Source organism: Naumannella huperziae (genome assembly GCF_054073625.1).
Genome location: NZ_JBSXPH010000001.1, coordinates 2,214,427 through 2,235,165, shown reverse-complemented (window position 1 = coordinate 2,235,165; position 20,739 = coordinate 2,214,427). Strand labels below are relative to the sequence as shown.

Below are 20,739 nucleotides of genomic sequence, written 5' to 3'. Positions count from 1 at the left end.
ACCGGTCTCAGTCGCGGCGGCCCCGCCGGATCAGCCAGGCGCCCGCGGCCATCGACGCCAGCCCCGCCAGCAGCGCGGACAGGTCCTCGCCACCCGTCCGGCCGAGCGGCGGCCGGCCGACCGGCGGCTCGCCCGGCTCGACCTCGGCCGGCAGCGGCACGGTCACCGTGTCCTCGCCGGTCACGATCGGCCGACCGTCCGGACCCGGGTCCCCGCCGCGTACCGGCTCGCCGGTCACCGCGACCCGGTTGACCACCTCGCCGCGGCCGAGGTCGGCCGCGCTGACGACGTAGCCGGTCTCGGGCTCGCAGGTCAGCGAGGCGCCCGGGGCGAGGCTGTCGGCCGAGCAGCGCAGCTTCCCGACCAGCGGGTCGTCGGCCGCGATGTCGTCGATCGTCACGTTGCCGACATTGGTCACCCGGATCACGAAGCGGACGTGATCGCCGACCTCGGCATACCCGTCACCGTCGGGATCGACCAGCGATCCCTCCTTGACCACGTCGAGCGCCGGGGCGGCCTGCTCGGCGGGAATGGCCAGCTCGTCGCGCGCGGTGACCGGATTGCCTCCCGGGTCGATGCCCGTGACGCCGGCGACGTTGTCGACGCCGCCCGCGTCCACCTCGGCCTGGGTCACGGTGTAGGCCCGGTCGGCCGTGCAGGAGGCCTCCGCGCCCGGCGCGAGCGGATCGCTCGGGCAGGTCACCGAGCCGATCTTGGGATCGCTGATCCGCAGGTCGCGCACCGGCACGTTCCCGGTGTTGGTCACGGTGAAGCGGTAGCGAACCGGCTGTCCGGCGCGCACGGTGTCACCGGCCGGGACATCGGAGGCCTTGATCAGCGTGAGCTGGGCGGCCGGCACGGTGGCCGGGAGCACGAGGTCATCACTCGCCCGCACCGGATCGTCGCCGACCGTGGGCCGTCCGGTGGCCTCGGCGGTATTCGTGACCTTGCCCTCGGCGGCCTCCGTCGCGGTCACGACGTAGGCATCGGCCGCCGCGCACTCGATCTCGGCGCCCGGCGCGAGCGCGCCGGCCGGGCAGTTCACGGCCCCGATCTTCGGGTCGGTCACCGCCACCGGGTCGAGCGTCACGTTGCCGGTGTTGATCACCCGGAACGAGTAGCGGACCGGCTGACCGACCGACAGCGTCTCGCCGGCCGGGAGGTCGGACAGCTTCTGCAGCGCGATGGCCGGCCGCGGCTCGCTCGGGGTGGTGGTCGTCGCCGTCGAGGTGAGCGGCTCGCCGCCGCCCACCGGCACCGCCGTCGTCGTCGCGACGTTGGTCAGCACGCCGCGGTCGACATCGGCCTGGGTCACGGTGTAGGTGCGGTTGCCGACACAGGACACGACATCTCCCGGCTCCAGCGTGGTCCGCGGGCAGGTCATGTCGCCGACCATCGAGTCGGCCACGACGACCCCCTCCAGGGTGACGTTGCCCGTGTTGGTGACGATCACCGAGAAGCCGATCGACTCGCCGACGGTCATCGGGGAGTCCGGGGACCCGGTGCGGGCCGCGACCTTGGTCGTCGTCAGCCCCGGTACGCGCGGATCGGTCGGCACCACGTTGTCGTCGGTGGCCGTGACCGGTTCGCCGTTGGGCCCGGTCGCCGTCAGGGTCGCCGTGTTCAGCACCTGACCGGCGTCGGCGTCGGCCTGGGTGGCCGCGTAGGTGCCGGTGCACTCGGTGACCTCACCCGGTGCGAGCGGGGCGGGCGGGCAGCTCACCGCGCCGATCTTCGGGTCGGTGATCGCCACGCCGGTCAGCGTCACGTTGCCGGTGTTGGTGACCCGGAACGTGTAGTCGATCCGATCGCCCGCGGCGACCGTCTCCCCCGCCGGCACGCTGGACAACTTCTCCAGCGTCGCGGCGGGCGCGGCCGGGCTGGTCGGCACGACGTTGTCGTCACTGGCCGTCACCGGCTCGCCGCTCGGCGGCGTACCGGACACGGTGGCGGTGTTCACGATCCGGCCGGCGTCCACGTCGGCCTGGGTCACCGCGTACGCCTCGTCGGCGGCGCAGTCCGTGCTCGCCCCCGGGGCCAGCGGCTCCGGCGGGCAGGTCACCTTGCCGACCAACGGGTCGTCGATCGCGATGTCGCTGAGCGTCACGTTGCCGGTGTTGGTGACCCGGAACGTGTAGTCGATCTCGTCGCCCGCCGCGACCGTGGCGCCCTCGGCCACGCCGGACAGCTTCTCCAGCGCGATCGCCGGGGCGGCCGGCGTCGCCGGGATCGACGTGGTGTCGGTCGCGGTCGGCGGCTCACCGCTCGGCGGCCGGCCGGTCGCCGTCGCCGTGTTGTCCACCTGGCCCGCGTCCACCTCGGCCTGGCTGACGGTGTGGCTCGCGTCGGCCGTGCACTCGATCGTCTGTCCCGGCGCCAGCGGCCCCTCGGGGCAGGTGACGGAGCCCAACAGCGGGTCGTCCACCGTGACCTCGGTCAGGGTGACGTTGCCGGCATTGGTGATCAGGAACCGGTATGCGACCTGGTCGCCGGCGGCGACGGTCGCCCCCGGCGGCAGCAGCGCCTGCTTGTCCAGCTCGAGCGCCGCGTCGGCGGGCACCGTCGGCACCTGGTTGCTGTCGCGCGCCTCGACCGGCGTACCCGACGGCGGTACGCCGGAGGCGACCGCGTCGTTCACCACCCGGCCGGCGTCCACGTCGGCCTGCGTGACGGTGTAGCTCGCCGTGCAGTCGGCCGCGGCCCCCGGTGCGAGCGGCTCCGGCGGGCAGGTGACCGCACCGACCTTGGCGTCGGCGACCGCGAGCCGGTCGAGGGTGACGTTGCCGGTGTTGGTCAGGGTGAAGGTGTAGTCGATCACCTGGCCGAGGCCGACAGTGTCGCCGTCCGCGACGTTGTTGGACTTGACCATCGCCAGGCCGGGCTGCTGATCGGCCGGCGTGGTCGTGGAGTCCTCGGCGCTGACCGGGTCACCGGTCGGCGGTTGGCCCGTGGCGCTCGCGGTGTTCTCGCGTACCCCGGCGTCGACGTCGGCCTGGGTCACGGTGTAGGTCGCGTCGGCGGTGCAGGTCACCGACCGCTCCGGCGCGAGCGCGCCGTCCGGGCAGGTGACCGCGCCGACCAGCGGGTCGGTCACGGCGACCGGATCGAGCGTGACGTTGCCGGTGTTGGTCACCACGAACGTGTACGCGATCTCGTCCCCGACGGCCAGCGGATCGTCCGGCGACTTGCCGTCCCGCGAGGCGATCTTGTCCAGCGCGATGCCCGGAGCCGGGTCAGCGACGCCGGCCGTGTGATCGTCTCGCGCCGAGACCGATCGCCCGTCGGGCGCCGTGCCCGTCGCGGTCGCGGTGTTCACCACCTGGCCGGCGTCCACATCGGCCTGGGTCACGACGTAGCCGGTCGCGACACAGGTACGCGACTGCCCCGGCCCGAGCGGCCCGGCGGGGCACTCGACGCCGCCCACCTTCGGGTCGTCGACCGTGACGCCGGAGAGCGTCACGTTCCCGGTGTTGGTGACGGCGAACGTGTAGTCGATCCGATCGCCGGCCCGCAGTTGGGCGTCGGGACCGAAGCTGCCGGTCTTGTCGAGCGCGATGGCCGGGTCGGCCGGCTCGGCCGGGGTCTGCACGGTGTCGTCGTCGGTCACCGGCCCGCCGGTCGGCGGCTGCCCGGACACCGAGGCCGTGTTGATCACTGCGCCCGCGTCGACATCGGACTGCTGCACGGTGTAGCTGCCGGTGCAGGTCAGCGACTCCCCCGGCGCGATCGCGTCGGCATCGCAGGTGAGCGCGCCGATCAGCGGATCGCTCACCACCACGCCGGTCAGGGTCACGTTGCCGGTGTTGGTCACCGTCATCGTGTAGTCGATCACCTCGCCGAGGCTGACGTCGGCGCCGTCGTGGGCCGCGGTCTTCTCGATCGCGATCGAGGGCGCCGCCGGCTGCGTGGGCACCGTGTCGTCGTCCTGCGCGTCGACCGAGCCGCCGCGTGCGCCGGTCGCGGTCACGCTCGCGGCATTCACCACGTTGCCGGCGTCCACATCGGCCTGGGTCACTGTGTAGGTCGCGGTGCAGTCGGCGAAGGCACCGGCCGCGATCGGCCCACCGGGGCAGGTCACGTCGCCGATCTTCGGGTCGGTGACCGCGTACTGCGTCAGCGTGACGTTGCCGGTGTTGGTCACCCGGAAGGTGTAGGTGATCTGGTCACCAACCGCGACCTGGGTGCCCTGCGGCACGTCGGAGAACTTGTCCAGCGTCACCGCGGGCGCCGCCGGATCGGTCGGCACCGTGGCCGAGCCGCTGCCCTCGATGCGGTCCCCGCTCGGCGGCTGACCGCTGGCCGTCGCGGTGTTGTCGATCTGGCCGCGGTCCACGTCCGCCGGCGTGACGGTGTAGCTGCCGGTGCAGGTCAGCGGCGGGTCGGTCGGCGCCAGCGACGGCGCGGTGCAGACCAGGTCGGCGATCAGCGGGTCGGTCAGCGCGACATCGGTCAGCGTCACGTTGCCGGTGTTGGTGACCGTGAAGGTGTAGGTCACCTGGTCGCCCGCGGCGACCGTGTCACCGTCGGCGACGTCGGAGGTCTTCACCACGGCCAGGCCCGGCTCGGCCGGGTCCGCGGGCACCTCGGTGGTATCGGTGCCCGGCGGCGGCTCGTCGCCGGACGGATCGGTGCCCGACACGGTCACGGTGTTCTCGATGGTCCCCGCGTCCACGTCGGCCTGGCTGACCACGTAGGTACCGGTGCAGGTCAGCGTCTCGTTCGGCGCCAGTACGCGGTCGGCAGCGGGATCACAGGTGATCTCGGTGAGTCGCGGGTCGTCGATCGTGACATCGCTCAGCGTCACGTTGCCCGTGTTGGTGATCACGAACGTGTAATCGATCGGATCGCCGGCAGATACCGTCTGCTGGTCACCGATCGCCGCCTGCTTGTCGACGGCGATCGCCGGGACGGCTGGGTCGGTGGGCACGTCGAGCGAGTCGTCGTCGCCGACCGAACTGCCGTCCGGGGCAATGCCGCTCGCCTCCGCAGTGTTCGCCACGACCCCGGCGTCGACATCGGCCTGGGTGACGGTGTAGCTGGCCGTGCAGGCAACGGAGGCGCCCGGGCCGACCAGGGTCGGGTCACAGGTGACGGCGCCGACCTTGGGGTCGTCGACAGCGAGGTCGGTCAGCGTGACGTTCCCGGTGTTGGTGATGGTGAACGTGTAGTTGATCACCTGATCGACGGCGACGGTGTCGCCGTCCGCGATGTCGGAGGTCTTGACCATCACCAGCGACGGCTGCTGGTCGGCCGGGGTGGTCGTGTCGTCGCTGTCCTCGACGTCGCCGCCGCGCGCTCCGGTTCCGGAAGCGGTGGCGGTGTTGGTGACGACGCCTGCGTCCACGTCGGCCTGGGTGACCTCGTGGGTCACATCCGTGGTGCAGGTCGCAACGCCGCCGGGCGCGATCGAGGTCGGATCACAGGTGATGTTGTCGATCTGCGGATCGTCCACGGCCAGCGAGTTCAGCGTCACGTTGCCCGTGTTGGTGATCACGAAGGTGTAGGCGATCACGTCGCCCACGACGAGCGGATCGTCGGGCTGTTTGCCGTCGCGGCTGGCGATCTTGTCCAGCTCGATCGCGGGCTCGCCCGACCCGGCGTTCACGGTCACGCCGGCGTCGTCGGTCGGCTGCTCGCCGGCCGGCGATGTGCCCTGCGCGGTCGCGGTGTTCACGATCTCACCCGCGTCGAAGTCGGCCTGGGTCACCGTGTAGGTGGCCCGGCAGGTCGACTCCTCCCCCGGCGCGAGCGTCGTCGGCGTACAGGTCAGCGCGCCGCCCAGCATCGGGTCGGTCACGCCGACATCGGACAACGTCACATTGCCCGTGTTCGTCGCCACGAAGGAGTAGGTGATCTGCTGACCGACCTGGTAGGTCCCGTCCGCAGGCACGTCGGAGGTCTTGGTCAGCTCGATCGAGGGATCCTCGTCGACGGTGTCCACCACCGCCTGGGCCGGCGCCTCCACCGCGGTCCCCGCCGGGGAGGTCCCGCTCGTGGTCGCGTCGTTCACGATCTCGCCCGCGTCCACGTCCGCCTGCGTCACCGTGTAGGTGCCGGTACAGGTGAACGTGCCGTTCGGCGCGACCGTCGCGGCATCCGGGCAGTCCAGTGTCTCCAGCCTCGAATCGGTGATCGAGACCCCCGACAACGTCACATTGCCGGTGTTCGTCGCGACCAGCGTGTAGGTCACCTGCTGACCGACCTCGACCTTGTCGTCACCGACATCGGAAGTCTTCGTCAGGCCGATCGAGGGATCCTCGTCGACGGTGTCCACCACCGCCTGGGCCGGCGCCTCCACCGCGGTCCCCGCCGGGGAGGTCCCGCTCGTCGTCGCGTCGTTCACGATCTCGCCCGCGTCCACGTCCGCCTGCGTCACCGTGTAGGTGCCGGTACAGGTGAACGTGCCGTTCGGCGCGACCGTCGCGGCATCCGGGCAGTCCAGCGTCTCCAGCCTCGAATCGGTGATCGAAACCCCCGACAACGTCACATTGCCGGTGTTCGTCGCGACCAGCGTGTAGGTCACCTGCTGACCGACCTCGACCTTGCCGTCACCGACATCGGAAGTCTTCGTCAGCCCGATCGACGGATCCTCCTCGACCGTGTTCACCGTCACCTGATCATCAGCCGTCGGCTTCGCACCCGCCGGCGACGTGCCGGTCGCGGTCGCGTTGTTCACGATCGACCCGGCATCCACATCCGCCTGCGTCACCGTGTAGGTCGCCGTGCAGTTCGACGTCTCCGTCGGCGCCAACGTGGTCGGATCACACGTCACCGGACCCGTGATCAAGTCATCGGTGACCGCGACATCGCGCAGGGTCACATTGCCGGTATTGGTCACCGCGAACGAGTAGGTGATCACATCACCCACCGCCACCCGGCCATCGGCCGGCACGTCGGAGGTCTTGGACAGGCCGATCGACGGATCCTCCTCGACCGTGTTCACCGTCACCTGATCATCAGCCGTCGGCTTCGCACCCGCCGGCGACGTGCCGGTCGCGGTCGCGTTGTTCACGATCGACCCGGCATCCACATCCGCCTGCGTCACCGTGTGGGTGCCGGTACAGGTGAAGGTGTCGTCCGGTCCCAGCGTCGAGGTGTCGTCGCAGGTGAGCGCGCCGAGCAGGTCGTCGGTGATCGACACCTCGGACAAGGTGACGTTGCCGGTGTTGCGGGCCACCAGCGTGTAGGTCACGACCTGGCCGACCCGGACCCGCTCGTCGCCGACATCGGCGGTCTTGGTCAGGCCGATCGACGGCTCCTCGTCGACGGTGTCGATGGTGAGCGTGTCCGGCGCGGTCACCCGCACGTTGCCCGGGGATACGCCAGCGGCCTCGGCGTTGTTCACGATCGACCCGGCATCCACATCCGCCTGGGTCACCGTGTAGCTGGCCTCACAGGTTGCCGTGCCGGCCGGCGCGAGGGTGGTCGGTGCGCACTCGAGCGGCCCGCCGAGCATGGTGTCGGTGACGCCCACATTGGCCAGCGTGACGTTGCCGACGTTGGTGACCAGGAACGAATAGGTGATCTGGTCGCCCGCGGCAACCTTGTCGCCTTCGGCCACGTTCGAGGTCTTCTGCAGTGCGATCGCCGGAGCTGGCTCGCTCGGCGTGGTGGCCGTGTCGGTCGCGTCCACCTCGTCACCGCGGATGGGCGTACCTGTCGCCGTGGCGGTGTTGGACTTCTCGCCGGCGTCGACATCGGTCTGGGTCACCGTGTAGGTCTGGTCGGTCTCACAGACGACGGAAGCTCCGGGCGCGAGCGGCGCCGGGCAGGTGATGCCGGCGATCTGGGGATCGGTGACGGCGACCTCGGTCAGTGTCACATTGCCGGTATTGGTCACGACGAACGAGTAGCTGATCACGTCGCCGACCACCAGCGGATCGTTCGGTGCCTTGCCCTCGCGGCTGGCGATCTTCTCCAGGCCGATCCCCGGCGCCGCGTCGACCGTCGGTACCTCGTTGCGGGCCGTGGGGTCGGTCAGCTCGCCGCGCGCGGGCGTACCGGTGGCGCTGGCATTGTTGATCACCGCACCGGCGTCGACATCGGCCTGGCTGACGGTCTAGCTCGCCGTGCAGGTGGTCTCGGCGCCGATCGCCAGGCTGGTCTGCTGACAGCTCACGGCTCCGGCCTTGGGATCGGTGACCGCGAGGTCCCCGATCGACACATTGCCGGTGTTGCGGACGGTGAAGGTGTAGTTGATCACCTCGCCCACCGAGACCTGCTGGCCGGCCGGGACATCATTGGTCTTGGTGAGCTCCAGCGCGGGCGCGGCCGGCAACGGGACCGTGGCTTCGTCGGTGTCGGTGACCGCGCCCCCGAGGCTGTTCGCCCTGACCGTGGCGGTGTTGTTCACCTCACCCGCATCGAGGTCCGAGGGGGTCAGCACATACGCGGCATCCGCCTGGCAGTCGGTGCTGGCGCCGGGGGCCAGCGTGGTGTTCGCGCAGGTGACCGAGCCGATCTTGGGATCGGTGATTGCGATATCGGTCAGGACCAGGTTCCCGGTGTTACGCACCGTGAACCGGTAGCGCACCGGGTCGCCGGGCAGGATCTGGCCGTCCGGCCCCGATCCCGTCGCCTCACCGGTCTTCTCCAGGTCGATGGCGGGAGCCGCCGCGATGGGGGTCGTGACGCTGTCATTGGCCGTCGCGTTCGGCAGGTTCGCCGCGGTGCCCGTCACGGTCGCGGTGTTGGTCACCCCGCCCGCGTTGACGTCGCCCTGGGTCAGTGTGTAACTGGCGGTGCAGTTGACCGTTGCCCCGACCGCCAGCGGGCCGGGCGGACAGCTCACCGAGCCGACCTTGGGATCGGACACGCTGATCGTGTCCAGTGGCACCGTGCCGGTGTTCCTCACCACGAACGTGTAGGCGATCGTGCCGCCCGCGGTATTGCTACTCGGAGCAGCCGCCTGCTTGTCCAGCGTCACGGCCGTGATCTGTGCGTCGTTGGTGAACGTGCAGACCGCGGCAACACCGGCCGCACCGCCGGAGGGCATGGTGAACTCGCCGGAGGTGCCCGTCCCGCTCGCGATGGTCTCGCCATTGTTGGCGTTGACGCAGGTCCAGCTCTGCCGATAGCCGAACGCAGTAGCGCTGCTGTTGCGCGTGCCGGAGCCGGATTCGGAGACCGTGTAGGTGGTCCCGACCAGGGCGAGAACCGGTCCGGCCACCTCGGCCGGCGTGTCCTGCAGTCCGGGATCGCTGCCCTCGGTGGTTGCGGTGTTGCCACGGCTGAGGCCGCCCCCGGTGACGGTGAGCGTCGCCTGGTCGTTCGCGCTCACGCGGCCCTGCGGAAAGTCCTTCTGCACACTGATCGTGTTCGGCGAGGCACAGGACGCGAGATCGACCGTGCCCGAGCTGACAAACGGGACGGAAGTGACCAGTGCGCCGGTCGTCGGGTTGATCTTCAGCAGCTCGGTCGCGGTGGTGACGTAGAGGTAGCCGTCGCTGCCGAATGCGATGCCGTTGCCCGCGCCCCGCGCGATCGTCGCCAGCGACGTCGCGGTGATGGTCAGTGGGGTCGCCTGCGGGGTGGTCGGAATCGGCTCATTGACCACCGAGATGATGCTCGTCTCGGCGGCGGTGCCACCGCCGACCACGTAGAGATTGCCCTGGCTGTCGAACGCCCAGTCGCCGTTCGTGCCTGCGGTCGGGATGGTCCCCTGCGCGACCAGGCCGAGCGGCTGCCCGGTCGCGACGTTCACGCCGTAGATGTAGATCTGGCCCGCGTTGAAGCCGCCGTAGTAGTAGATACCCGTCGCGGCGTTGAATGCCCCGTGGGTGACCAGCCCACCGGTGGCAGCCGTCGCGATCAGGGTTGTCGTGCCGGCCGCCGCGTCGTAGCGATAGATCTGGCGATCATTGCTGTTCGCCACCGGGTAGACGCCGTAGGCGAAAGCGCCGTCCCCGGTGATTCCCAAGCCGTTGATCGCGTTGGTGGCCGGGCTGAATGTGAAATTGCCGACCGTGGTCTGGGCACCGCTCGTGGGGTTGACCTGCCAGATGTTTCGGGTTCCCGTTCCCTGGACGGAATAGAGCGCGCTGCAATCGAAGGGACCGACGGCTGCCGCGCGCGGCAGTTGCGCGGGCGCCGGCGCGAGCACGGTCATCGGGCCGACCAGGAGCACGAGCCCCAGCAATACCCACAGCCGAGCGAAAAAGGCACTGCGCACCGATATCCCCATTCCCCTGAACCCCGCTGTCTCCGGCAATCCCCCGATCACGCTCCCACCGCGGGAGCTGCAGAGACAGAACGGCTGCAGTATTGCATCGCGGCGCCGCGAGTACCAGATCGGCACGCGACGCGCCGCTGGCCCTCAGCCCGCGAGCAGCCTGTCGACCGCCTCGCACAGGGCAGCGGCAGCCGGACCGGCTGCGGCGACCTGACGACTCGTGGTGGGCAGCAACGAGGCGCCGGTCCCGGCGAAGCGCCGGTCGATGTCGGCCATGGTCGCCCCCTGCGCGCCGAGCCCCGGCACCAGGACCGAGCCGGTGAAGCGTGCGAGATCCAGCCCGAGATCGTCATGCGTGCCGCCGACGACGAGCCCGAACTCCGGGCCGACCACGTCGTTGCGTACCTGCACGTCGTCGGCCACCTGCTGGGCGACCGAGGTGCCCTCGCCGGTGCTGGCCAACTGGACGATGCCGCCCTCGGGGTTGGAGGTTCGCGCCAGCACGTAGAGGCCACGACCGGATTCGGCAGCCGCGTCGAAAGCAGGTTGCAGCGACCCGACGCCGAGATAGGGGCTGACGGTCAGGGCATCCGCCGCGAACGGCGAGTCCGCCATCAGGTACGCCCGGGCGTAGCCCTGCATCGTCGGCTGGAAGTCCCCGCGCTTCGCATCGAGGATGACCAGCGCGCCGGCCTCCCGGCACGACCGCAGGACCCGCTCGAGCACGGCGACACCGGGCGAGCCGTAGGCCTCGAAGAGTGCCGACTGGGGCTTGAACACCGCGACCCGCGAGCCGATCGCCTCGATCAACCCGCGAGCGAAGGATTCGGCCCCCGCGGCATCGGGGGTGTGTCCCCAGGCGGAGACCAGCGACGGGTGGGGATCGATGCCCACGCACAGCCGGCCGCGTTCCTCGACCGCGAGCGCGAGGCGTTTCGAGTAGGGCTCGGTCATGGTCACTCCTCGGGTCGGCACGGGTACGGGAGCCGATTGATCGCATTGACCAGCGCGGGACCCGAATAGATCCAGCCCGTGTAGAGCTGCACCAGCCGGGCGCCCGCGTCGAACATCGCGCATGCGTCGTCGGGGGTCATGATGCCTCCCGCTCCGACCACCGGCAACGGCCCGCGTCGGGCGAGGTGGCGAACGACGCCCAACGCGCGCCGGGTCAACGGCCGACCGGAGAGGCCACCGGCGAGGTCGGTGGCCGGGCGCCGGTCGGCGGGCGCCAGCCCGGTGCGGTCGAGCGTCGTGTTGCCGGCGATCAGTCCGGCGACTCCGGCCCCCACACAGACGGAGAGCAGTTCGTCCAGGGCATCCGGTCCCAGGTCGGGCGCTACCTTGACCATGATCGGCACGGGCCGCGCCGGATCGGCGGACCGCGCGGCCGCGGTGAGGGCCCCCAACAGCTCGCCCAGCGTGCCGGCATCCTGCAGGGTCCGCAGGCCGGGGGTGTTGGGGCTGGAGACGTTCACGGCGATGTAGTCGGCGTGGGCATGCAGCGCGGCGAATGCGGCGAGGTAGTCCCCGGGTGCGTCCGCCAGCGGGGTGTCCTTGTTCTTCCCGATCGAGATCCCGATCCGGGCGCCGGCGGCGCCATCGCCGCGACGGATGCCCAGCCGGGCCAGGCGCGCGGCGAGAGCGGTGGCTCCCTCGCTGGGAAATCCCATCGCGTTGACGATGGCGCCCGAGCGCGGGAAGCGATGGATCCGTGGCCGGGGATTGCCCGGCTGCGGTCGGGGGGTGACGGTCCCGAGCTCGACATGACCGAAGCCGAGGGGACCCCAGGCGCGGACCGCCGCGCCCTGCTTGTCCAGACCCGCGGCCAACCCCACCCGATTGCCGAACGCGATGCCGGCGACCTCGATCGGCTCGCCCGGGGCGTGCAGGGCCGACAGCCCGGCCCGGGCCGCCGGTATCGCCGAGACCCGGGCCAGCAGGCCGAGCGCGCGCTCGTGCGCGGACTCGGGATCGCCCCGCCCGAGCCGGAACAGCGCCGGCCGCAGCAGGCGCCGGTAACCGATCAGCAGCGGATCGGTCACGCCGGGCCGCCGGGCTCCGACTGCTTCGCGGCCCAGTCCTGCAGCGATCGCACGCCGACGCCGCCGGCCCGCAGCGCCTCGATCCCCTGGACCGCCGAAGCAAGCCCCTGGACCGTGGTGATGCAGGGAATGTCGTTCAGTACCGCGGCAGTGCGGATCTCGTAGCCGTCCATCCGGGGGCTGCCGTGATCGCTCGCCCCGTGCGGGGTGTTGAAGATCAGATCGACCTGCCCGTCGTTGATCAACTCGACGATCGTCGGTTCGCCGTCGGGACCGGTGCCCTGGCTGAACTTGCGGACCGGCCGGGCGGCCACACCGTGGCGGCGCAGCATCGAGGCCGTCCCGGCGGTCGCCAGCACCTCGAAGCCGAGGTCGGCGAGCCGCTTGACCGGAAAGATCACGCTGCGCTTGTCGCGATTGGCGACCGAGACGAAGACCCGGCCCTGCATCGGCAGCGAGCCGAACGAGCCGGCCTGGCTCTTGGCGAAGGCCGTCCCGAACGTCGTGTCGAGCCCCATCACCTCACCGGTCGACTTCATCTCCGGGCCGAGGACGGTGTCGACGAACGAGCCGTCCGGCGTGCGGAACCGGTTGAACGGCATCACGGCCTCCTTGACCGCGATCGGGCCGTGGTCCTCGGCGTCGGCGCCGTCGCCGCTCGCCCGGAGCAGGCCGGCCGTGCGCAGGTCAGCGATCGATTCGCCGACCATGATCCGCGCCGCGGCCTTGGCCAGCGGGGTGTCGGTGGCCTTGGAGACGAACGGCACGGTACGCGAGGCGCGCGGATTGGCCTCCAGCACGTAGAGGGTGTCGCCGGCCAGGGCGTACTGGATGTTGATCAGTCCGCGTACCCCGACCCCGTCGGCGATGGCCCGGGTGGCGCTGCGGATCCGGTCGATCACCTCGCCGCCGAGGGTGATCGGCGGCAGCGCGCACGCCGAGTCGCCGGAGTGGATGCCGGCCTCCTCGATGTGCTCCATCACCGCGCCCAGGTAGAGCTGATCACCGTCGTAGAGCGCGTCCACGTCGATCTCCACGGCGTCGTCGAGGAACCGGTCGACCAGCACCGGATGCTCGGGGGTGATCGTGGTGGCCCGCTCGATGTAGCCGCGCAGCGAATCGTCGTCGTAGACGATCTCCATGCCGCGGCCGCCGAGCACATAGGACGGCCGGACCAGCACCGGGTAGCCGATCTCGGCAGCGATCGCCACCGCCTGCTGGTGCGATGTCGCCATGCCGTGCTTGGGTGCCAGCAGCCCGGCGCGCGCGAGCACCTGCCCGAACGCGCCGCGCTCCTCGGCCAGGTCGATCGCCTCCGGGCTGGTCCCGATGATCGGTACGCCGGCGTCCTTGAGCCGCTGTGCCAGCTTGAGCGGGGTCTGCCCGCCCAGCTGCACGATCACCCCGGCGACCGGTCCGGCCTGGGATTCGGCGTGGTAGACCTCGAGCACGTCTTCGGCGGTCAGCGGCTCGAAGTAGAGCCGGTCGGAGGTGTCGTAGTCGGTCGACACCGTCTCCGGGTTGCAGTTGATCATGACCGTCTCGTAGCCGGCCTCGCTCAGCGTGAGCGCGGCGTGCACGCAGGAGTAGTCGAACTCGATGCCCTGCCCGATCCGGTTCGGCCCGGAGCCGAGAATGATCACCGCGGGCCTGCTCCGCGGCGCGACCTCGGTCTCGTCGTCGTAGCTGCTGTAGTGATAGGGCGTGCGGGCCGCGAACTCGGCGGCACAGGTGTCGACCGTCTTGTAGACCGGGCGTACGCCGAGCGCCCAGCGCACGCCGCGTACCACGTCCTCGTCGAGATTGCGCAGGGCCCCGAGCTGGGCATCGGAGAAGCCGTGCCGCTTGGCGCGGATGATCACCTCCGCGGTCAGTTCCGGCGCCTGCGCGACCTCGCGGGCCACCTCGACCAGCAGCACGAGCTGGTCGGCGAACCAGGGGTCGATGCCGGTCGCGGCGTACACATCGTCGGCACTCGCACCGGCCCGGATCGCCTGCAGCACCAGGCCGAGCCGACCGTCGTGCGGGCGCATCGCCTCGGCCAGCAGGTCGCCGGCCGACCGCTCGACCGGGCTGGCGAAGTCGAAGATCGCCTCCGGCTTCTCCACGCTGCGCAGCGCCTTGTTCAGCGCCTCGGTGAAGTTGCGGCCGATCGCCATCGCCTCGCCGACGCTCTTCATGTGGGTGGTCAGCGTCGCCTCGGCATTCGGGAACTTCTCGAACGCGAATCGCGGCACCTTGACCACCACGTAGTCCAGGGTCGGCTCGAAGCTGGCCGGGGTGACGCCGGTGATGTCGTTGTCGATCTCGTCCAGGGTGTAGCCGACCGCCACCTTGGCCGCGATCTTGGCAATCGGGAAGCCGGTGGCCTTCGACGCGAGCGCACTGGAGCGCGAGACGCGGGGATTCATCTCGATCACGACCATCCGGCCGTCGGCCGGATTGATCGCGAACTGGATGTTGCAGCCGCCGGTGTCGACGCCGACCTCGCGAATCACGCCGATCGCGACATCGCGCATCCGCTGGTACTCCCGATCGGTCAGCGTCATCGCCGGCGCGACCGTGATCGAGTCGCCGGTGTGCACGCCCATCGGGTCGAGGTTCTCGATGGAGCAGATGATCACGACATTGTCGGCGCGATCGCGCATCACCTCGAGCTCGTACTCCTTCCAGCCGAGGATCGATTCCTCGATCAACACCTCGCTGGTCGGACTCGCGGCCAGCCCCGCGCCGGCGATCCGGCGCAGGTCGGACTCGGTGTGCGCGAAGCCGGAACCGACGCCGCCCATGGTGAACGACGGCCGCACCACCACCGGGTAGCCGAGGTCCTCGGCGGCGGCCAGCACCTCGTCCATGCTGTGGCAGATCCGGCTGCGGGCCACCTCGGCGACCGGGCCCTGGTAGGACGACCCGTCCCGGGCCTCGCTCGCTACGCCGGCTGCCGGCTCGGCACCCGCGATCCGCCGGACGATCTCCTTGAACTCCTCGCGGTTCTCGCCGCGCTGGATGGCCTCGATCGACGCACCGATCAGTTCCACCCCGTACTTCTCGAGCACACCGCTCTCGTGCAGCGACACCGCGGCGTTCAGGGCCGTCTGACCGCCGAGCGTCGCGAGCAGCGCATCGGGGCGCTCGAGCTCGATGATCTTCTCCAGATACTCGGGTCGGATCGGCTCGACGTAGGTCGCGTCGGCGAACTCCGGGTCGGTCATGATCGTCGCCGGGTTGGAGTTGACCAGGATCACCCGATAGCCCTCCTCGCGCAGCACGCGGCAGGCCTGCGTACCCGAATAGTCGAACTCACAGGCCTGGCCGATGACGATCGGACCCGAGCCGATCACCATGATCGAGGAGATGTCGTCGCGGCGCGGCATCAGCGCTTCCCTTCCCCGCTGCGCTCACCGAGCACGTCGGCAAAACGATCGAACAGGTACGCCGCATCGTGCGGCCCGGCCGCGGCCTCCGGGTGGTACTGCACCGAGAAGGCCACCACCCGGTCGTCGCGGACCAGTTCGAGGCCCTCGACCACATCGTCATTGAGGCAGACGTGACTGACCCGGGCGCTGCCCCACGGCGTCTCGCGCTCCTCGCCCGGACGGGCGTCGACGGCGAAGCCGTGATTGTGCGCGGTCACCTCGACCTTGCGGGTCGCCAATTCCATCACCGGTTGGTTGATGCCGCGATGTCCGTACTTCAGCTTGAAGGTGCCGAAACCGAGCGCGCGGCCGAAGATCTGGTTGCCGTAACAGATCCCGAAGAACGGCAGGCCCGCATCGAGGGTGCGTCGCAACAGTTCCACCGCATGATCATCGGCGGCGGGGTCGCCGGGGCCGTTGGAGAAGAAGACACCGTCGGGGGCCAACGCCTCGATCGCGGCGAAGTCGGTGTCGGCGGGCAGGACATGGACCTCCGCGCCCCGTTCGGCCATCCGGTGCGGGGTCATCGACTTGATGCCGAGGTCGATGGCGGCGACGGTGAAGCGCCGCTCGCCGACCGCGGGCACGACATACGGCTCCGGAGTGCTCACCTCACCCGACAGCCGCGCTCCCGACATGGCGGGGGCCTGGCGTACCTTCGCCAGGAGCGCGTCCGGATCGAGAGTGGTCGTCGAGACGCCGACGCGCATCGCGCCCTGCTCGCGCAGGTGCCGGGTCAGCGCGCGGGTGTCCACATCGCTGATGCCGACCACGCCCTGTTCGGCGAGTTCGTCGGCCAGCGAGCGGGTCGAGCGCCAGTTCGACGGCCGGCGGGCGAGATCGCGAACGACGTAGCCGGCGACCCAGACCTTTCCGGACTCGTCGTCGACATCGTTCCATCCGGTGTTGCCGATGTGCGGCGCCGTGGCGATGACGACCTGGCGGTGGTAGCTCGGGTCGGTGAGGGTTTCCTGGTAGCCGGTCATCGGCGTGGCGAACACGGCCTCGCCGAAGACCTCGCCCTCGGCGCCGAACGAGCGTCCGCGGAAGGTGCGGCCGTCCTCCAGGACCAACAGAGCGGGCGCGGGCGATGATGGTGCGGGCATGAACCGTCCTTTCCTGCCTCACAGGACAGGACTTAAAGGGTGGCTGTCCCAGCGACTCTAGCGCATACCCGACCGGATTCCGGTACGCCGGATTTGCGGCGTCGGCCACACTCGGCACATGCGCCCGCGCCTCCTGCTCGCCGTGCCCGCCGCCGTTCTGCCGCTGGTCCTCGCCTCCTGCGCGGCGCCGGCCGATCCGCCCGCGCCGTCCACCGCGCCCCCGGGCACACCCTCGGCAACGGGCACACCCTCCGCACCGAGCAGCCCTACCGCCACCACCCCGCCCGAGCCGCGCGACCCCTCCCCGGTGGCGACCGGCCTGACCAGCCCGTGGGGGCTGGCCCGGTACGCCGCGACGATCTTCGTCACCGAACGAGACACCGGCCGCATTCTGCGCCTCGACGGCGACCGGGCGGTCGAACTGGCCCGGGTCGGCGATGTGGATGCCAGCTCCGAGGGCGGCCTGCTGGGGCTGGCGATCAACCCCGCCGGGGATGGATTGTTCGTCTACTACTCGACCGCGCGGGACAACCGGATCGCCCGTTATCCGTTCGACGGGCGCGCGATCACGGGCGACCCGGAGGTGATCCTGGACAACATCCCGGTTGCCAGCATCCACAACGGCGGGCAGTTGGCGTTCGGGCCGGACGAGCTGCTGTACGCCTCGACCGGAGATGCCACCGAGCGCGGCTCAGCCCAGGACCGCAACAGCCTGTCGGGCAAGATCCTGCGACTGACCCAGGACGGCCGGGCGGCGCCGGACAATCCGTTCGACAACGAGGTGTTCTCGCTCGGGCACCGCAATGTCCAGGGTCTGGCCTTCGACGACTCCGGCCGGCTGTTCGCCAGCGAGTTCGGGCAGAACACCTTCGACGAGCTGAACCTGATCGAGCGCGGCGGCAACTACGGCTGGCCGGAGGTCGAGGGCACGCAGGGCTCCGACAGCGACGAGTTCATCGCGCCGCTGCGGGTCTGGCGTACCGATCAGGCCTCGCCGTCCGGGCTGGCCCATGCCCGCGGTTCGCTGTGGATGGCCGGGCTGCGTGGCGAACGGCTGTGGGAGATCCCGCTGACCGCCGACGGCACCGGGGAGCCGCGCGCCCACTTCGCCGATGAGTACGGCCGGCTGCGCGCGGTGCTGGGCGAGGGCGACTCCCTGCTGGTCGGCACCTCCAACACCGACGGCCGCGGCGATCCGCGCGACGGCGACGACAAGATCCTGCGGGTCGCGCTCGGCTGAGGCGATCGCTCGGCGGTGCTCCCACGGGAACGTCCTGCTGAACAGATGTGCTTGACATTCGTTCAGGCACTCGACAGGCTGCTCGCACACCCAACCAACGGGGGTTGTCGGTCCCCGCTCGTCCGCTCGGACTGGCCCGGCCGCTCGGCCCCGGACCGACCCGAAGCGACGGCTGATGACCAAGATCTTCAACGACCCCGCCCAGTTCGCCGAGGAACAGCTCGCGGGCTTCTGCGATCTCTACGCCGACCGGCTCAGCGCCGTACCGGGCGGCGTCGTCGCCCACCACGCCGAGGAGCCCCAGGTCGCCGTCGTGATCGGCGGCGGCTCTGGCCACTACCCCGCGTTCTGCGGGACCGTCGGCCCGGGCCTGGCCGCCGGCGCGGTGGTCGGCAACATCTTCACCTCGCCGTCGGCCACCCAGGCCTACAACGTCGCGCGGGCCGCCGACCGCGGCCGCGGCGTGATCTTCAGCTTCGGCAACTACGCCGGCGACAACATGAACTTCGGGATCGCGGCGAAGCGGCTCGCCGATGACGGCATCGACGCCCGGATCGTCGTGGTCACCGACGACATCGCGTCCGCCGACGAACCCGAGCGCCGCCGCGGGATCGCCGGCGACTTCACGGTCTTCAAGATCATGGGCGCCGCCGCTGCCCGGGGCCTGGACATCGACGAGGTCGAGCGCCTCGGCCGGGCGGCGAACGATGCCACCCGCAGCCTCGGCGTCGCCTTCTCCGGCTGCACCATGCCGGGCGCCGACGAGCCCCTGTTCTCCGTGCCCGAGGGTCAGCTCGGGCTCGGCCTCGGCATCCACGGTGAGCCCGGGATCCGCGACATCGACATGCTGCCGGCCGGCGAGCTGGCCGAGCTGCTGGTGAACGACCTGCTGGCGGCCACGCCCGAGGGCGCCGGCACGCGGGTCACGGCGATCCTGAACGGCCTGGGCACGACGAAGTACGAGGAGCTGTTCCTCCTCTGGGGCCACGTCGCCCGGTTGCTGCGCGAGCGTGGCCTCGAGATCGTCGAGCCCGAGGTCGGCGAGCTGGTCACCAGCCTCGACATGGGCGGCTGCTCGCTGACCCTGATGTGGCTCGACGCCGAGCTCGAAACGCTGTGGCGGGCCGACGCCTACACACCGGCGTACCGCAAGGAGGCCGCGCCGCTGGCGGGTCTGCGGCCGCCCGCGGCCGAGGCGGCCGGCGAGGGGCAGGCGGCCGCCGCCGAACCCGCGTCGCCGGCCGGGGTCCGGGCGGGCGAGGCGTTCGCCGAGGCCATCCGCGCGGCGGCCGACATGATCACCACGCAGGAGGCCGAGCTCGGCCGGATCGACGCGATCGCCGGCGACGGCGACCACGGGCGCGGGATGGTACGCGGGTTGCGCGCGGCCGTGGCGGCCATCGATGCCGCGCCGACCGACAGCGGCATTGCCTCGCTTTCCGCCCTCGCCGGGCGCGCCTGGGCCGACCATGCGGGCGGCACCTCGGGCGTGCTGTGGGGCGCCGCTCTCGAGGCCTTCGGGCGCAGCCTGGACCAGTCCGCCGCGGAGATCACGCCGACCGATGTCGCGGCCGCGGCGCGTTCCTTCGTCGACGAGATCGCCGAACTCGGCGGCGCTCGTCCGGGCGACAAGACGCTGCTCGATGCGAGCTACCCCTTCGTCGACGAGCTCGACACCCGGCTGGCCGCCGGCGACGATCTCGCCGGCGCGTGGGCGGCCGCCGCCGCCAGCGCCCGGGCGGCGGCGGAGGCAACCGCGGACCTGCGACCGCAGGTCGGCCGCGCCCGTCCGCTGGCCGAGAAGAGCCTCGGCCACCCCGATGCCGGCGCGGTGTCGATGGCGATGATCCTCACCACGGTGGCCGATGTGCTGGCCGATCGTGGCGACACCCAGCAGCAACCAGACCAGGAGGCGCGAGATGAGTGAAGGGCTGCGGATCGTGGTCGGCGGGGACGACGCCGGCTATGAATACAAGGAGATGATCAAGGCCGACCTGGCCGCCGACGGCCGGGTCGCCGAGGTGCTCGACGTCGGTGTCGGCGCCGACCAGCACACCCCCTATCCGAGCGTCGCGATCGCCGCCGGGGAGATGATCAACGACGGAGCCGCCGACCGGGCAATCCTGATCTGCGGCACCGGCCTCGGCGTCGCGATCTCCGCGAACAAGGTGCCGGGGATCCGCGCCGTCACCGCCCACGACTCCTACTCGGTCGAGCGGTCGATTCTCAGCAACGACGCGCAGGTGCTGTGCATGGGCCAGCGGGTGATCGGTCGCGAGCTGGCCCGGCGCCTGGCGGCCGAGTGGATCGGCTACACCTTCGACCCGGCCAGCGCGTCGGCGGAGAAGGTCGCCGTGCTGACCGAGTACGAGACCGCGGGCGGCCGCGCAGGCTAGTTCCTCGCCAAACGCGGGGTCAGTTGGCAGCCGCGGGCCGAGTCGGCAGGTGCGGGCCGAGTAACGCCCGCGGCTGCCGGTTCGGCCCGCGGATAGACACCGCCGGGCCCGGACGCGAACTCAGCCGGCAGACGCGAACGGAGTAACGCCCGCGGCTGCCGGTTCGCCCCATGGATGCCGGTTGAGTCCCCTGGTGCCGGTTACGCTCGCGACTGCCGGTTCAGCCCGCGGATGGAAACCGCCGGGCCCAGACGCGAACTCAACCGGCAGACGCGAACCGAGTCACGCCCGCGGCTGCCGGTTCGGCCCATGGGTGCCGGTTGAGTCCCCTAGTGCCGGTTCGGCTCGCGGATGCCGGTTGAGTCCCC

At 70.9% G+C, this 20,739-nt stretch carries 9 protein-coding genes; 3 read left to right on the top strand and 6 right to left on the bottom strand.

Going from position 1 to position 20,739, the window contains the following annotated elements:
- Positions 1–7: 7 nt before the first annotated feature.
- From ACXDC7_RS10550 to carA, 6 genes are all read right to left on the bottom strand, one after another.
- Positions 8–8,026 (bottom strand): DUF7507 domain-containing protein, encoded by an 8,019-nt coding sequence (locus tag ACXDC7_RS10550; RefSeq protein WP_459222100.1) that lies wholly within the window; start codon positions 8,024–8,026, stop codon positions 8–10.
- A gap of 33 nt (positions 8,027–8,059) precedes the next feature.
- On the bottom strand, positions 8,060–10,171 hold the full coding sequence (locus ACXDC7_RS10545; RefSeq protein ID WP_459222099.1) for a DUF7507 domain-containing protein: 2,112 nt from the start codon (positions 10,169–10,171) through the stop codon (positions 8,060–8,062).
- A 144-nt stretch (positions 10,172–10,315) separates the two neighbouring features.
- Positions 10,316–11,125 carry an orotidine-5'-phosphate decarboxylase gene (gene pyrF / locus ACXDC7_RS10540; RefSeq protein ID WP_459222098.1) on the bottom strand — a complete coding sequence of 270 codons (810 nt, stop codon included), beginning with the start codon at positions 11,123–11,125 and terminating at the stop codon, positions 10,316–10,318.
- A 2-nt stretch (positions 11,126–11,127) separates the two neighbouring features.
- On the bottom strand, positions 11,128–12,213 hold the full coding sequence (locus ACXDC7_RS10535; protein WP_459222097.1) for a quinone-dependent dihydroorotate dehydrogenase: 1,086 nt from the start codon (positions 12,211–12,213) through the stop codon (positions 11,128–11,130).
- Positions 12,210–15,587 (bottom strand): carbamoyl-phosphate synthase large subunit, encoded by a 3,378-nt coding sequence (carB, locus tag ACXDC7_RS10530; protein WP_459222096.1) that lies wholly within the window; start codon positions 15,585–15,587, stop codon positions 12,210–12,212. Before carB ends, ACXDC7_RS10535 begins: the two co-directional genes overlap by 4 nt.
- Positions 15,587–16,735: a glutamine-hydrolyzing carbamoyl-phosphate synthase small subunit gene (carA, locus tag ACXDC7_RS10525; RefSeq protein ID WP_459222095.1), complete on the bottom strand. Its 1,149-nt coding sequence runs from the start codon at positions 16,733–16,735 to the stop codon at positions 15,587–15,589. The genes carB and carA overlap by 1 nt, the downstream gene beginning before the upstream one ends.
- A gap of 118 nt (positions 16,736–16,853) precedes the next feature.
- On the opposite strand from carA, the gene ACXDC7_RS10520 reads away from it, so the two are divergent.
- From ACXDC7_RS10520 to ACXDC7_RS10510, 3 genes are all read left to right on the top strand, one after another.
- On the top strand, positions 16,854–17,975 hold the full coding sequence (locus tag ACXDC7_RS10520) for a PQQ-dependent sugar dehydrogenase (protein WP_459222094.1): 1,122 nt from the start codon (positions 16,854–16,856) through the stop codon (positions 17,973–17,975).
- 175 nt (positions 17,976–18,150) lie between these two features.
- Positions 18,151–19,902: a dihydroxyacetone kinase family protein gene (locus ACXDC7_RS10515; protein WP_459222093.1), complete on the top strand. Its 1,752-nt coding sequence runs from the start codon at positions 18,151–18,153 to the stop codon at positions 19,900–19,902.
- Complete coding sequence (locus ACXDC7_RS10510) at positions 19,895–20,371, top strand: ribose-5-phosphate isomerase (RefSeq protein ID WP_179443604.1); 477 nt, start codon at positions 19,895–19,897, stop codon at positions 20,369–20,371. Before ACXDC7_RS10515 ends, ACXDC7_RS10510 begins: the two co-directional genes overlap by 8 nt.
- Positions 20,372–20,739: the final 368 nt, after the last annotated feature.

Coding starts and splice junctions, on each gene's coding strand:
- ACXDC7_RS10515 (WP_459222093.1), top strand. CDS start 18,151: ATGACCAAGATCTTCAACGACCCCGCCCAGTTCGCCGAGGAACAGCTC.
- ACXDC7_RS10520 (WP_459222094.1), top strand. CDS start 16,854: ATGCGCCCGCGCCTCCTGCTCGCCGTGCCCGCCGCCGTTCTGCCGCTG.
- carA (WP_459222095.1), bottom strand. CDS start 16,735: ATGCCCGCACCATCATCGCCCGCGCCCGCTCTGTTGGTCCTGGAGGAC.
- ACXDC7_RS10510 (WP_179443604.1), top strand. CDS start 19,895: ATGAGTGAAGGGCTGCGGATCGTGGTCGGCGGGGACGACGCCGGCTAT.
- pyrF (WP_459222098.1), bottom strand. CDS start 11,125: ATGACCGAGCCCTACTCGAAACGCCTCGCGCTCGCGGTCGAGGAACGC.
- carB (WP_459222096.1), bottom strand. CDS start 15,587: ATGCCGCGCCGCGACGACATCTCCTCGATCATGGTGATCGGCTCGGGT.